Origin of the sequence: Pseudomonas sp. 21615526 (assembly GCF_013386245.1) — a bacterium.
GTDB lineage: Bacteria > Pseudomonadota > Gammaproteobacteria > Pseudomonadales > Pseudomonadaceae > Aquipseudomonas.
This window is the reverse complement of sequence record NZ_JACAOM010000080.1, coordinates 41,009-53,895: the sequence shown is the minus strand read 5'-3', so window position 1 is coordinate 53,895 and position 12,887 is coordinate 41,009. Positions and strand designations below refer to the sequence as shown.

Sequence of the window (12,887 nt, the reverse complement as noted above, 5' to 3'; positions counted from 1 at the left end):
AAAAGCCAACACGGGTCGATGTCGCCTCATAAGGGTGCGGTGGGGTTCGAGCTCCGACACAACAAGAGCAAAACTGGAGGTTTGAATGAAGGTATTGAAATCCACCCTGGCCATCGTGACCGCGGCTACCGTACTGGGTGTCAGTGGTTTCGCCCAGGCTGGCGCCACTCTGGATGCCGTGCAGAAGAAAGGCTTTGTGCAGTGTGGCGTGAGCGACGGTCTGCCGGGCTTCTCGGTGCCGGACGCCAGCGGCAAGATCCTCGGGATCGACGCTGACGTGTGCCGTGCTGTTGCCGCTGCCGTATTCGGCGACGCAACCAAGGTCAAATTCAGCCAGTTGAATGCCAAGGAGCGTTTCACCGCGCTTCAGTCTGGCGAAGTCGACATCCTGTCGCGCAACACCACCATGACCAGCTCCCGCGATGCCGGCATGGGCCTGAAATTCCCGGGCTTCATCACCTACTACGACGGTGTTGGTTTCCTGGTGAACAACAAGCTGGGCGTGAAAAGTGCCAAGGAACTGGACGGTGCAACCATCTGCATCCAGGCCGGTACCACCACTGAGCTGAACGTTTCCGACTACTTCCGCGCCAACAACCTGAAGTACACCCCGATCACGTTCGACACCTCCGATGAAAGCGCCAAGTCGCTGGAATCCGGTCGTTGCGACGTACTGACCTCCGACAAGTCCCAGCTCTACGCACAGCGCAGCAAGCTGGCTTCGCCGAAAGACTACGTGGTACTGCCGGAAACCATTTCCAAAGAACCACTGGGCCCTGTCGTGCGTAACGGCGACGACGAGTGGCTGGCCATCGTGCGCTGGGTTGGCTACGCCATGCTCAACGCCGAAGAAGCCGGTATCACCTCCAAAAACGTCGAAGCTGAAGCCAAGTCCACCAAGAACCCGGACGTTGCCCGTCTGCTGGGTGCTGACGGCGAATACGGCAAAGACCTGAAAGTGAAGAAGGACTGGGTCGTACAGATCGTCAAGCAGGTCGGTAACTACGGCGAAGTGTTCGAGAAAAACCTCGGCAAGAGCACGCCTCTGGAAATCGATCGTGGCCTGAACGCTCTGTGGACCAACGGTGGCATTCAATACGCACCACCTGTGCGCTGATCGCTGATGGTTCTATCACCCGGTGGGCCAACCGCCGGGTGATGTTCTGTTCCATTATTTCTGGGGCACTTAATGCAAAATCAAATCGGCGCACCAAAACAGAAGCTCAGCTTCAGTGATCCAAAAGTGCGTGCGTGGCTATTCCAGATCATCACGATTGTGGCGGTGGTCTCGTTGGGCTGGTACCTGTTCAACAACACGCAAACCAACCTTCAACACCGGGGCATTACCTCGGGTTTCGACTTTCTTGAGCGCAGTGCCGGCTTCGGCATCGCTCAGCACCTGATCGACTACACCGAATCGGACAGCTATGCCCGGGTCTTTGTGATCGGTTTGCTCAACACCCTGCTGGTGACGGTGATCGGTGTGGTCCTGGCGACCATCCTCGGGTTCATCATCGGTGTGGCGCGCTTGTCGCCCAACTGGATGATCAACAAGCTGGCCACGGTGTATGTGGAAGTGTTCCGCAACATTCCGCCGCTGCTGCAAATCCTGTTCTGGTACTTCGCGGTATTCCTGACGATGCCGGGGCCGCGCAACAGCCACAACTTCGGCGACACGTTCTTTGTCAGCAGCCGTGGCCTGAACATTCCCGCCGCGTTGATGGCGGAGGGTTTCTGGCCGTTTGTGATCAGCGTCGTGGTGGCAATCATCGCCATTGTGCTGATGGCCCGTTGGGCAAATAAACGCTTTGAAGCCACCGGTGTTCCGTTCCACAAGTTCTGGGCCGGCCTGGCGCTGTTGGTGGTGATCCCTGCGCTGTGCGCTTTGGTGTTCGGCGCGCCGCTGCACTGGGAAATGCCCAAGCTGCAAGGCTTCAACTTCGTCGGCGGCTGGGTACTGATTCCCGAGTTGCTGGCGCTGACCCTGGCCCTGACCGTGTATACCGCGGCGTTTATCGCCGAGATCGTGCGTTCAGGCATCAAGTCCGTCAGCCACGGCCAGACCGAAGCGGCGCGTTCCCTCGGGCTGCGCAACGGTCCGACCCTGCGCAAGGTGATCATCCCGCAAGCCCTGCGCGTGATCATTCCGCCGCTGACCAGCCAATACCTGAACCTGGCGAAAAACTCGTCACTGGCGGCCGGTATCGGTTACCCGGAAATGGTTTCGCTGTTTGCCGGCACGGTGCTCAACCAGACCGGCCAGGCCATCGAGGTTATTGCCATCACCATGAGCGTGTACCTGGCGATCAGCATCAGCATTTCCCTGCTGATGAACTGGTACAACAAGCGCATTGCGCTGATCGAGCGGTGAGGAAACCTGCATGAGTACGCATACTTTCAAACCTGATATGCCGCCACCGAACAAAGTGTTCGGGCCGATGGCATGGATGCGCGCCAACCTGTTTTCCAGCTGGCTCAACACCCTGCTGACATTGCTGGCGTTCTACCTGATCTACCTGGTCGTGCCGCCGATCCTGCACTGGGCGATCCTCGATGCAAACTGGGTCGGTACCACCCGCGCCGACTGCACCAAGGAGGGCGCCTGCTGGGTGTTTATCCAACAGCGCTTCGGGCAGTTCATGTACGGCTACTACCCCGGCGACCTGCGCTGGCGCGTCGACCTGACCGTGTGGCTGGCCATCGTGGGTGTGGCGCCGTTGTTCATCTCGCGCTTCACGCGCAAGGCGGTCTACGGCCTGAGCTTTTTGGTGGTGTACCCGATCGTTGCCTACTTCCTGCTGCACGGCGGGATCTTCGGCATGACCAACGTGGCCACCAGCCAATGGGGCGGCTTGATGCTGACCCTGGTGATCGCCACCGTCGGCATTGCCGGGGCCTTGCCGCTGGGCATCGTGCTGGCGTTGGGTCGGCGTTCGAACATGCCGGCGATTCGTGTGGTCTGCGTGACCTTCATCGAGTTCTGGCGCGGCGTGCCGTTGATCACGGTGCTGTTCATGTCGTCGGTAATGTTGCCGCTGTTCCTGCCGGAAGGCATGGGCATCGACAAATTGCTGCGGGCCTTGATCGGCGTGATCCTGTTCCAGTCGGCCTATGTGGCCGAAGTGGTGCGCGGTGGCTTGCAGGCGATTCCCAAGGGCCAATACGAGGCTGCGGCCGCGATGGGCCTGGGTTACTGGCGCAGCATGGGCCTGGTGATTTTGCCCCAGGCACTGAAGATGGTGATCCCGGGCATCGTCAACACGTTTATCGCGTTGTTCAAGGACACTAGCCTGGTGATCATTATCGGCCTGTTCGACCTGCTCAACAGCGTCAAGCAAGCCGCCGCCGACCCGAAATGGTTGGGCATGGCCACTGAAGGCTACGTGTTCGCCGCCCTGGTGTTCTGGATTTTCTGTTTTGGTATGTCCCGCTATTCCATTCATTTGGAACACAAGCTGGACACAGGCCACAAGCGTTAGGAGTGTTGTGATGAGTGAAGCGATCAAACAGCCTGTGAGCCCTGAAGGCATTATTCAGATGCAGGGCGTCAACAAGTGGTACGGCCAGTTCCATGTGTTGAAAGACATCAACCTGAACGTCAAGCAGGGCGAGCGTATCGTGCTGTGCGGCCCGTCGGGTTCCGGCAAGTCCACCACCATCCGCTGCCTCAACCGCCTGGAAGAGCACCAGCAGGGCCGCATCGTGGTCGATGGCGTGGAACTGACCAACGACCTCAAGCAGATCGAAGCGATCCGCCGCGAAGTCGGCATGGTGTTCCAGCACTTCAACCTGTTCCCGCACCTGACCATCCTGCAGAACTGCACGCTGGCCCCGATGTGGGTACGCAAGATGCCCAAGCGCAAGGCTGAAGAAATTGCCATGCACTACCTTGAGCGCGTGCGTATTCCGGAGCAGGCCCACAAGTTTCCGGGGCAGTTGTCCGGCGGCCAGCAACAGCGCGTGGCGATTGCCCGTGCGCTGTGCATGAAGCCGAAAATCATGCTGTTCGATGAGCCGACCTCGGCGCTCGATCCGGAAATGGTGAAAGAGGTACTGGACACCATGATCGGCCTGGCGGAAGACGGCATGACCATGCTCTGCGTGACCCACGAAATGGGCTTTGCGCGCACCGTGGCCAACCGCGTGATCTTCATGGACAAGGGCGAGATCGTTGAACAGGCGGCGCCGAATGACTTCTTCGACAACCCGCAGAATGATCGGACCAAGTTGTTCTTGAGCCAGATTCTGCATTGATCGATGAGTGATGCTTGAAACAATAAACCCGGCCTGGTGCCGGGTTTATTTTTGCCATCAATCAAGTTGTCGTCAGGGTCTCGTGCTCTTTATGTACCGTATGCACGGAATTGCGAAGATCTGCGCCTTCACTCAGGATTTTTGCTTCGACCAGCAAGTGGGGGTGACGCTCAAGCAAACGCATCAGGACTACCAGGGATTTGGGGGGCAATACCTCACCGCGCTCGTAGCGAGATAAGGCGTTGTGGCCGCCACCCGATAGCAGTTGTACCGTTTCTTTTTGTGAAAGGTGCAGTTTGCGGCGTATGCGCTTCATCTCGGTGCCGACCATCTGCCTGAAACTGTGAACGATTTCATCGCAGTGGTCTGAATAGCGTTCCGCGTCTTCGGGGTCCAGGATCACCTCTCCACATGCCTGGCACTCCCATCCAGACAGATCGTCTATACGGCGATGCAAACCTTTGACTTCCGATGTTTCGCTACGTCCTGAAAAGTGATGCATTCCGTCATGCCTGCCGCAGCTGAAGCATTGCTCTGTTTTCATGGGTTTTTCTCCTTGAAGGAGATCACCGGAGGTTTACCATCCGTGCGGTAGGTCACCTTGATGTAGATCTCCAGATCATGTGAGTGAATGTGATACACATCTTGCCAAACTCGATGGTCGTCATGAGTGGTCATCGACTTGTACAGCATCGTGTTTTTCAACTCGAAAATGACCGCCTGCATTTGTTCGATGCTTAAATCAAGATCCTCGCCGCAACGGCGTGCGCTTTGAGTAAATGCTTGCTTTCCAAGCCGCCTGACATCCGCCTTTATCACCGCCAGATCGTAATGAGGTGTGTACTTTTCCATAAGACACCTGAGTCCAATAATTACCCTCTGAGGGTAATTTTACCAATCGAAAATACTGCTCCTTTGCCTGCCCAAGAACCCTAGTGCGTTGCCTTTGTAGGCAACTCCGAATAGGCTGTGGGAAAATTCATCCTATGATTGGATGAAAGGACGAAACCCATGACAGACATCGCCCCCCTGATCAAACGCTCCCTCGTCGATCAAGCCCTCGAACAGTTGCGCCAGCGCATCACCCAAGGCGTATGGGCCATCGGCGAACGCCTGCCCACCGAGCCCGAGTTGTCTGCCGAGTTGGGGATCAGCCGCAACACCGTGCGTGAAGCCATGCGCGTATTGGCATTCTCCGGGTTGATCGAGATCCGCCAGGGCGACGGCAGCTATTTGCGCTCCATGACCGACCCGCTGGGCGCGATGAAAGCCTTGTCCCATTGCACCCTGGCTCAGGCGCAGGAGACGCGGCAGATTCTTGAAGTCGAGGCAGTCGGCTTGGCCGCGTTGCGCCGCACCGATGAAGACCTGGTCGCTTTGCGCGCGGCCCTCAACGCCAGCGGCGACCATTACCACGGTGATCTTGAGCACTACATCAGCTGCGACCTGGTGTTCCACAAACGCCTGGTGGACGCGGCCCACAACCCGGCCTTGAGCGAGCTGTATCAGTACTTCTCGAGCATTGTCGGCGCGCAACTGCGCCAGACCCTGAACATCCAGCCGCGCCGGCAAGCGGTATTCGACCTGCACGGCGCCTTGCTCGATGCCGTGGAGCAACAGGACCCGGAACGCGCCAAGGCCCTGTCCCGGCAGTTGATCAATGAACCTTGAACCCGAGACCACTATGCCCCGTTCAGAAAGTGCCCTTGATGAACTGCTGATCGACGCCGAAGCCGATGACGAGGAGGTCCAGCACAGCCCGCCGGTGGTAAGCCGTCCGTGGTTGTTGCTGTTGGGCCTGATCCTGGTGGCGCTGAACCTGCGCCCGGCGTTGTCGAGCATGGCGCCGCTGCTCGCTGAGGTCTCCCACAGCCTGGGTCTCTCGGCGGCCAAGGCCGGGTTGCTGACGACGCTGCCCGTCTTGTGCCTGGGCCTGTTCGCGCCACTGGCTCCGATCCTGGCCCGACGTTTTGGCGCCGAGCGGGTGGTGCTGGGCATTCTGCTGACCCTGGCCGGCGGCATCATCCTGCGCAGCTCATTGGGTGAGGCCGGGCTGTTCGCCGGCAGCCTGCTGGCGGGCGCGAGTATCGGCATCATCGGGGTGCTGTTGCCCGGCATCGTCAAACGCGATTTCGCCAAACAGGCCGGCACCATGACCGGCGTGTACACCATGGCCCTGTGCCTGGGTGCAGCGCTGGCGGCGGGATCCACGGTGCCCCTGAGTCATTACTTCGGCGACAGCTGGAACATCGGCCTGGGGTTCTGGATTCTCCCGGCGTTGGTCGCGGCGTTGTTCTGGTTGCCACAGGTCGGCCAGAAACACGGCGCGCACCAGGTGGCCTATCGCGTGAAGGGCTTGTTGCGTGATCCGCTGGCCTGGCAGGTGACCCTGTACATGGGCCTGCAATCCTCCCTGGCGTACATTGTGTTTGGCTGGCTGCCGTCGATCCTGATCGGCCGTGGCCTGAGCGCCACCCAGGCGGGCCTGGTGCTTTCCGGTTCGGTGATTGTGCAACTGGCCAGTTCCCTGGCTGCGCCCTGGTTGGCCACTCGTGGCAAGGACCAGCGCCTGGCCATCGTGGTGGTGATGGTGCTGACCCTGGGCGGCCTGTTCGGTTGCCTGTATGCACCGTTGGACGGCTTGTGGGGCTGGGCGATTCTGCTGGGCCTGGGCCAGGGTGGCACTTTCAGCCTGGCGCTGACCTTGATCGTGCTGCGTTCACGGGACGCCCATGTAGCCGCCAACCTGTCGAGCATGGCCCAGGGCATCGGCTACACCCTGGCGTCCATGGGGCCGTTCGCGGTCGGGCTGGTGCATGACTGGACCGGTGGCTGGAACGCCACCGGCTGGATTTTCGCGGTGATCGGCCTGGGCGCGATCATCGCGGGGTTGGGCGCCGGGCGTGCGCGGTATGTCGGCGTGACCAGCGAAAAGGTCTAGAGGTACAGCACTTCCATAGTGCTGGAACCATCGATATGCACGTCGCTGCTGAGGTCGAGATTGTTCTTGGCAGCGATCACCGTATCGACCCTGACCAGGCTGCTCAGCGTCTGAAAGGCCGTCGGCCCGCTGGTGCTGCCGACGGTGTCGGTAAAGCCGAGAAAGCTGCGCGAACCGATGTCGATCGGGTTGCTGTTGGCGGTGCGCCAGGCGATCCCGCCGCTGGTGGACTCGGTGCCGTAAACCTCCGGCAGGCTGTCGATCACCGTCTGCTTGGGGTCGAAGGTCAGGGAGTACAGCCCGATCTTGTTGCCACTCGGGTCCAGGCCCAGCCCGTAGTAGATTTCGCTGTTGACGTTGGCGGTGCCGTCGCGGTTGTCGCTCATGCGCAGGGCGTAGCGAGTCGCTGCCTCGCAGTTGATGGTCACGCTCAGGTAGCGCACCGGCAGGCGTTTGCCGCGATCAATGTTCAACTCCTGTTGGGAAATCTTGCCGTAGTCGATCAGCCCGTTGCTCGACAGCGCCGGTGTACAGGCACTGGGAGTGAGCAAGCCGGTGACGCCGAGTTCAACACTGGAGGCTGCCGTGGCACCGCTGCTGAGGGTCAGCAGGGCAAGTGTTGCGAGAGAACGCTGGCGTAGGTGCATGACCATACTCCTTGATCAGAGGTAGATGATTTCAATCGTGCCGGAACCGTCGAGCAGTACTTCCGTACGCAGGTCCAGGCTGTTCATGGGGGACAGGACGGCGCGCACGCTGATCTGCCCACTCAGGTTCTGGATCGCGGTGGGGCCGGCATTGCTGCCGGGTAGAGCGGTAAAGCCGAGCAAACTGCTGCTGCCGATGGGAATGGGGTAGGCGCTGGAGCTGCTCCAGGCCACGCCACCGGTGGTGGAGTCGGTGCGATATACCTGGGGCAGGGCATCGGCGCGCAGGTCGAAGGGGTCGAAATAGAGGAAGTACCGGCCGATTTTATTACGGCTGTCGTCCACTCCCAGGCCGTAGGCGGTTTCGTCGATGCCGCCGGTGGCCGAGCCTTTGCGGTTGTCATGCATGCGCAAGGCGAAATGAGTCGGGCCGTCGCAGCCGATACTCAGCAGCAGGCTGCGGGAGACCAGCCCGGTTTCCTTGTCGGTGTTAAGGCTCCTGGACCACATACGGCCAAAGTCGATGATGCCGCCGTTGGACAGCGTGGTCTCGCAGGCCGCCGGAGCGAAGCCGGCTTGCAGCGACAACTCCCGTGCGCGGCCGCTGGCGACGGCGTCGATCAAGCCGGTGGCTTCCCAGGTCAGCGCGTCGCGCACTTGCAGGGCGTCGGCCTGTGCCCAGGCATTGACCAGCAATTGCGCCGAGAAGCTGCTGCCGGTGGTCGGCGCACCGTCGCGCAACGGTACGATGGCCTGGTCGGGCCGCCAGTCGAGTGTCCTGCCCCTGGCACTGGGCGCCTGGCCTTGCCCGCTGGTCAACCCCAGTTCAACAGCCTGGCCGTCGAGTACCGCATCGCTGATGTGCACGCGGTAACTGCCACGCTCGGTAAAGCGGTAGCGCTCGGCGGTCGCGGCCAGGGCCCGGTAGAACACGTGCATATCGGTGGGCGTCGGGCAGTTCAGGTTGAGGCTCAGGCGGCGTTCTCCCAGCAGGATTTCTGCGCCGGGGTTGCGCTGCACGGCGCGGTTCATCACGCCGAAATCCAGGCGCGACTGGCTTAGGGTCAGTTGGCATTCGTCGGCGTGCGCCCGGCTCTGGACGATGGCGCCCAGGGCCAATCCCAGCAGTAACAATCGCTTCATCACAGTCTTCCTCATGGCGTCACACAGCGGGCCGGGGCGGTTTCGAAATACACCTGCGGGTCGGCTTTTTCCGCGAGTTCAACCTGCAGTTCACAGCGGCTCATGCCCGGTGCCTTGACCCACAGGGGACGTGGGTCCAGCACGTTCGGCAGGAACACCTGGCTGCCTTCCTGCACCAGGGTCACGAACTCGCCATCGACGGTACTCACCGTGGCGCCACGGGGCAGCGGCGTGCCGTGGTCGGTGGTCACTGTGAGCAAGGCACGACGGGTCAGGGCCACGCCGAATTCCACGCGATCCACCGCGCCGCGCCCGGCGCTGATGACGGCCAGGCCGTTGCTGATATCGGCGTTGCGCGGCAGCGACTGGGTTTGCACTTCCACGGGGCTGCGCCCGTAGGCGGACACCTGCGGTACCACGGCCTGGCCCTGGAAGTCGGTCCATACCGGGCCGCTGGGCGTGGTGAGCTTGACCCCGGCCATATCGCCGACAGACACCAGCGCAAAGGTGTCGCGCACCGGATAAGGCGAGAAGGTCACGCCACCGCTGTGGGCCACCACCGCACCGCGCACACCGCCCTGGTAGCTGGAGCGCTCGGCGTCAGAGCGGCTGTAGTTCATGTCCAGTTGTGCATAGCGCGGCAGATAGGACACGCCGAGGGTGGATTCCACTTGTTGGTCGCGGCTGTCGTGCTCGGCACTGACCCGGTAACTGAGTTGATCGTTGACCTGCTCGTTCACCCCCAGGCCGATGCGATGCTCGCCACCGGAGTTGCGCACCCAGGAGCGCCCACGCCGGTTCTCACCCAGTGGCACGCTCAGGTTCAGGTACACCGCGTTCTCGTTATTCTGCCGGCCGCTGACCTGCCACTCGGCACTGGCCGACAGCGACACGCCGCGCACGCTGGTGCCCCATGAGGCCAGGGCACGGCTGCTGTTTTCGCCGTTGAACGTGGTGGTGCGCGACAGGCCGGCATTGAAGGCACCCAGCCATGGATGGGCCCAGCCCAGGGCCAGGCTCTGCTGGTCGCGATAGCGGGTGAGGCGACCTTCGTCGTCCCGTGAGTCGTAGTAGGCGGCGTCTTCCAGCTCCCGGTAGCCCATGGTGCGGTGGGAGGCGCCGGCGGTGATCGACCATTGCCGGCCCAGGCGCTGGGACAGGCTCAGGTCGGTCTGTACGCCGCGTTCACCCAGGCGTTGGGCATCGGCAATCTGGGTCGACAGTTGTACCTGGCCGTCTGGCCACGGCAACAGGCCGAGGCTGGCACCCGTGGCACGGTAGTCTTCGGCGGCAAGCGCGCCGGCTCCCAGGCTCAGGCGCGGGTTCAAGGCGCCGCTCCAGCCGCCACTGATCACCCACGGATCGTCGCCGCGCGTATCGCCGATATTGCGCACCCGGCCCGCCCCCAACGAGTAACCCGGGGCTGGCAAGCCGATGCCGAGCATCGCCGCCGGCACGGTGAAGCGTCGCTCTTCGCCGGTGCTTTCCTTGACCGTCACTTCAACGTCGGAGCGTGTGTTCAGGCGCCTCACGTCGGTCAGCGAGAACGGCCCGGCCGGCACCACCGTGGAGTGAATCAGCGCGCCGTTCTGGCGCACCTCCACCTGGGCCGGGCTGTTGGCGATGCCGCTGATGGTCGAGCCCTGTTCCTGGTCCTGCAGGGCCTGTTCGGTAAACAGCTGCATACCGGTGATCTGCGCGGATGACAGCACCGGGTTGTAGAGGTTGATCTGCCCGGCCTGCAACACCGCCTGCTGCTCGGCGAAGGTGCGCTGGGCATAGGCTTCCAGGTGGGTACTGCGGGACCGGGAGTCTTGCCAGGTCTGGACCTGGCGGCTGCGCACGATCCAGTCGCCCGCGTTGAAGCCCAGCTCGGTATTGGCCGAGCCGAAGCGGCTGGCGTCGTCGCCATAACGGTTGTACAAACCGGTGAGGTCGTAGTTGAGCAAGCCGGCGAACCCTCCGGTTTCATAACCGGACAGCTCACGTTGGCGCGGGCGCAGAGCATCGGTGGGCACCATCAGGCTCACGCTCAGGCTGGCGGGGTCTTGCTCCACCACGGTTTGCGGGTATTCGCCGAGGAAGTCATGGCAGCGGCTGTCGGCCAGCGGGGCCGGTATCACCAGGTCGGCGGCGTCCAGCAGCGGGCGGTCGAAGCACAGCGCGCCCTGGCTGTCGAACTGCACATCGAGGCGGCCACGGCGCTGGCCGTTCACCGTCAGGCTCACGGCATGGCGGCCGCTGGTGTAGCGCGGTGCGTCGAGCAGCAGGTAGGCCAGCTCCGGGTCGATACCGCGCTGGTGCAGGGTTTGCGCGTCGAAGGCATCGGCCCAGGCATCGGCCGACAGCAACGCCATGGTCAGTGGCAGCGCGGCCCGCATCCGGGCGGGGCGTAAAGGACAGTCGGGCACGGCTTCGCCAGCCGGGTCAGTGGTTACTGTGTTCACGTAAAGGCACTCAGGTTATGGAAGCCGGCAACGGTTGGCGGGCTTCCCGGTGACAGTCACAGGGCTGTCACTTCGTTATTCAGCGTTTGCGGCGGTTATCGGTGCTTCATAGGCGGCGACGGCAAAGCCGTACACGGTGGCCGGTTGCAGGCGTACGGCCGTGGCGGTGTGGGGCGTGCTGAGCCGCAGGGTTTCGCCGGGCAACACATAAGTGCGCGGCAGCACCAGGCTCTGCTTGCCGGGCAGCAATTGCAGCTCCTGGGCCAGGCGCACCACGTAAGGCGTGGGGTTGGCGACGTTCAGGTGACCGGCGTTCAACGACCAGGTCAGCCCGGTCCAGGGTGTGCGGTTCGGCGCCAGGCCCTTGGGATGAATGATCACCGGCAGGTTCTGGCGCACGGTCACGCCCACCCGCGCATGGCCAGCCTGGGCGGCGTCACGGTCCTTGGGCATGCCTTCGAAGATCACCCGCTTCAGGCGTTGGGTTTTCAGGGGCGTGGGGTTGCGCAGGATAAAGCGCACCAGCTGGCTTTTGTCGGCCTCGACCCGGGACAGGGGCGGGGTGACGAACAGCAGCGATTCGGTGTCTTCCGGAATGTCTTCCAGGGTGACGTGCAGCAGGGCCAGTTTGCCGTCGGTGTTGGTCACCGACACCGAAGCTTCGCCGTCGGCCTCGTTGACGATCACCACCGAGGTGTCGGGCACCATGCCGTCGGCAAACGCCTGGGTGCTCAGCAGCCAGCCCAGGGCCAGCAAGGTTGGATAGGTCTTCATGACGCAGTTCCTAAAATGATCACAGGGCTTAGAGGTAACGCAAATCCAGGACCAGTGAGCCATCGAGGGGAACGTCTTGCCTGAGGGTCAGACGGTTCGCCGGGTGGATGGTGGTCTGTGCGCGGATCCGGGTGGTCAGGGTGACGATGGGTTCCGGAAACGGTCGGCCGGGACGGGCGAAGCCCATGAGTGTCTTGGGGTGGATGGCCGGTTGGGGAGCCCAAAGGCCGCCTTCGGGGTTTGACACAAGTGACTGCATGGCCTGGCCGTCTCCTTGCGCCGCTTCGAACGCCAGGTCGACGTAACCCAACTGCTCCGCGGGCGCGATGGGGTTTCTCCCCAGGCCGTAGGTAGTGTCCGGTGCGGCGGACGAATCTTCGCGGCTGTCCAGGCCAATCAGGCCAAACAACAAGGGGCCGCTGCAGTGGATCTCTACCTCCAGCCATTGGGTAGGCAACGGGGTGGGAGCCACCTGGTTGAGGAGATGGGCAGGGATGGTGCCGTGGTCGATGATGCCGCTGCCGGAGAGCGCGATGGTGCAGGAGCTGGGGGTAACCAGGCCCGAAAGGGTCATCTCGGTGGCGGTGCTGGCAAACACGCTAGAGCCGGTGTTGAGCAATAACAGCGCCGTGCACAGGCGTAGGGTTCTGTTCATCATTCGGTCTTCAATGTGTTCGGTGC

General features: G+C 62.1%; 13 protein-coding genes. 6 read left to right on the top strand and 7 right to left on the bottom strand.

Translation table 11 applies throughout. From position 1 onward, the window contains the following. The first annotated feature begins 85 nt into the window (after positions 1–85). The 4 genes from HX786_RS22710 to HX786_RS22695 all read left to right on the top strand — a co-directional run bounded on the left by HX786_RS22710 (position 86) and on the right by HX786_RS22695 (position 4,254). A complete protein-coding gene (locus HX786_RS22710) occupies positions 86–1,117 on the top strand; it encodes an amino acid ABC transporter substrate-binding protein (protein ID WP_003216321.1) in 1,032 nt (343 codons plus the stop codon). Positions 1,118–1,189: 72 nt separating this feature from the next. After that, on the top strand, positions 1,190–2,371 hold the full coding sequence (locus HX786_RS22705; protein WP_178912611.1) for an amino acid ABC transporter permease: 1,182 nt from the start codon (positions 1,190–1,192) through the stop codon (positions 2,369–2,371). Between the two features lie 10 nt (positions 2,372–2,381). Beyond that, positions 2,382–3,479: an amino acid ABC transporter permease gene (locus tag HX786_RS22700; protein WP_003216325.1), complete on the top strand. Its 1,098-nt coding sequence runs from the start codon at positions 2,382–2,384 to the stop codon at positions 3,477–3,479. A 10-nt stretch (positions 3,480–3,489) separates the two neighbouring features. After that, positions 3,490–4,254, top strand: a complete 765-nt coding sequence (locus HX786_RS22695) for an amino acid ABC transporter ATP-binding protein (RefSeq protein WP_003171943.1) — start codon at positions 3,490–3,492, stop codon at positions 4,252–4,254. A gap of 61 nt (positions 4,255–4,315) precedes the next feature. On the opposite strand, the gene HX786_RS22690 is transcribed toward HX786_RS22695, so the two are convergent. Further along, on the bottom strand, positions 4,316–4,798 hold the full coding sequence (locus HX786_RS22690; protein ID WP_003216327.1) for a type II toxin-antitoxin system MqsA family antitoxin: 483 nt from the start codon (positions 4,796–4,798) through the stop codon (positions 4,316–4,318). Beyond that, positions 4,795–5,106 carry a type II toxin-antitoxin system MqsR family toxin gene (locus HX786_RS22685; RefSeq protein ID WP_003216329.1) on the bottom strand — a complete coding sequence of 104 codons (312 nt, stop codon included), beginning with the start codon at positions 5,104–5,106 and terminating at the stop codon, positions 4,795–4,797. Before HX786_RS22685 ends, HX786_RS22690 begins: the two co-directional genes overlap by 4 nt. 159 nt (positions 5,107–5,265) lie before the next feature. On the opposite strand from HX786_RS22685, the gene HX786_RS22680 reads away from it, so the two are divergent. Then, a complete protein-coding gene (locus HX786_RS22680) occupies positions 5,266–5,925 on the top strand; it encodes a FadR/GntR family transcriptional regulator (protein WP_003216331.1) in 660 nt (219 codons plus the stop codon). Further along, the gene (locus tag HX786_RS22675) at positions 5,915–7,195 is read left to right on the top strand and encodes a CynX/NimT family MFS transporter (protein ID WP_177008759.1); all 1,281 of its coding nucleotides are present in this window, start codon (positions 5,915–5,917) and stop codon (positions 7,193–7,195) included. Before HX786_RS22680 ends, HX786_RS22675 begins: the two co-directional genes overlap by 11 nt. On the opposite strand, the gene HX786_RS22670 is transcribed toward HX786_RS22675, so the two are convergent. The 5 genes from HX786_RS22670 to HX786_RS22650 form a co-directional block, all read right to left on the bottom strand. Then, entirely contained in the window at positions 7,192–7,842 is a 651-nt protein-coding gene (locus tag HX786_RS22670; RefSeq protein ID WP_087692824.1) for a DUF1120 domain-containing protein, read from the bottom strand. The genes HX786_RS22675 and HX786_RS22670 overlap by 4 nt on opposite strands. 15 nt (positions 7,843–7,857) lie before the next feature. After that, on the bottom strand, positions 7,858–8,985 hold the full coding sequence (locus tag HX786_RS22665; protein WP_178912610.1) for a DUF1120 domain-containing protein: 1,128 nt from the start codon (positions 8,983–8,985) through the stop codon (positions 7,858–7,860). A gap of 11 nt (positions 8,986–8,996) precedes the next feature. Beyond that, positions 8,997–11,366 (bottom strand): fimbria/pilus outer membrane usher protein, encoded by a 2,370-nt coding sequence (locus HX786_RS22660; protein ID WP_178912618.1) that lies wholly within the window; start codon positions 11,364–11,366, stop codon positions 8,997–8,999. A 141-nt stretch (positions 11,367–11,507) separates the two neighbouring features. Next, a complete protein-coding gene (locus tag HX786_RS22655; protein ID WP_008435638.1) occupies positions 11,508–12,206 on the bottom strand; it encodes a fimbria/pilus chaperone family protein in 699 nt (232 codons plus the stop codon). 28 nt (positions 12,207–12,234) lie between these two features. Next, positions 12,235–12,861, bottom strand: coding sequence for a DUF1120 domain-containing protein (locus HX786_RS22650; RefSeq protein WP_250884758.1), 627 nt, complete (start codon positions 12,859–12,861; stop codon positions 12,235–12,237). Positions 12,862–12,887 lie beyond the last annotated feature (26 nt).

Excerpts from the sequence above, each read along its gene's own strand:
- HX786_RS22710 (WP_003216321.1), top strand. The coding sequence starts at position 86 with ATGAAGGTATTGAAATCCACCCTGGCCATCGTGACCGCGGCTACCGTA.
- HX786_RS22705 (WP_178912611.1), top strand. The coding sequence starts at position 1,190 with ATGCAAAATCAAATCGGCGCACCAAAACAGAAGCTCAGCTTCAGTGAT.
- HX786_RS22700 (WP_003216325.1), top strand. The coding sequence starts at position 2,382 with ATGAGTACGCATACTTTCAAACCTGATATGCCGCCACCGAACAAAGTG.
- HX786_RS22695 (WP_003171943.1), top strand. The coding sequence starts at position 3,490 with ATGAGTGAAGCGATCAAACAGCCTGTGAGCCCTGAAGGCATTATTCAG.
- HX786_RS22690 (WP_003216327.1), bottom strand. The coding sequence starts at position 4,798 with ATGAAAACAGAGCAATGCTTCAGCTGCGGCAGGCATGACGGAATGCAT.
- HX786_RS22685 (WP_003216329.1), bottom strand. The coding sequence starts at position 5,106 with ATGGAAAAGTACACACCTCATTACGATCTGGCGGTGATAAAGGCGGAT.
- HX786_RS22680 (WP_003216331.1), top strand. The coding sequence starts at position 5,266 with ATGACAGACATCGCCCCCCTGATCAAACGCTCCCTCGTCGATCAAGCC.
- HX786_RS22675 (WP_177008759.1), top strand. The coding sequence starts at position 5,915 with ATGAACCTTGAACCCGAGACCACTATGCCCCGTTCAGAAAGTGCCCTT.
- HX786_RS22670 (WP_087692824.1), bottom strand. The coding sequence starts at position 7,842 with ATGCACCTACGCCAGCGTTCTCTCGCAACACTTGCCCTGCTGACCCTC.
- HX786_RS22665 (WP_178912610.1), bottom strand. The coding sequence starts at position 8,985 with ATGAAGCGATTGTTACTGCTGGGATTGGCCCTGGGCGCCATCGTCCAG.
- HX786_RS22660 (WP_178912618.1), bottom strand. The coding sequence starts at position 11,366 with ATGCGGGCCGCGCTGCCACTGACCATGGCGTTGCTGTCGGCCGATGCC.
- HX786_RS22655 (WP_008435638.1), bottom strand. The coding sequence starts at position 12,206 with ATGAAGACCTATCCAACCTTGCTGGCCCTGGGCTGGCTGCTGAGCACC.
- HX786_RS22650 (WP_250884758.1), bottom strand. The coding sequence starts at position 12,861 with ATGAACAGAACCCTACGCCTGTGCACGGCGCTGTTATTGCTCAACACC.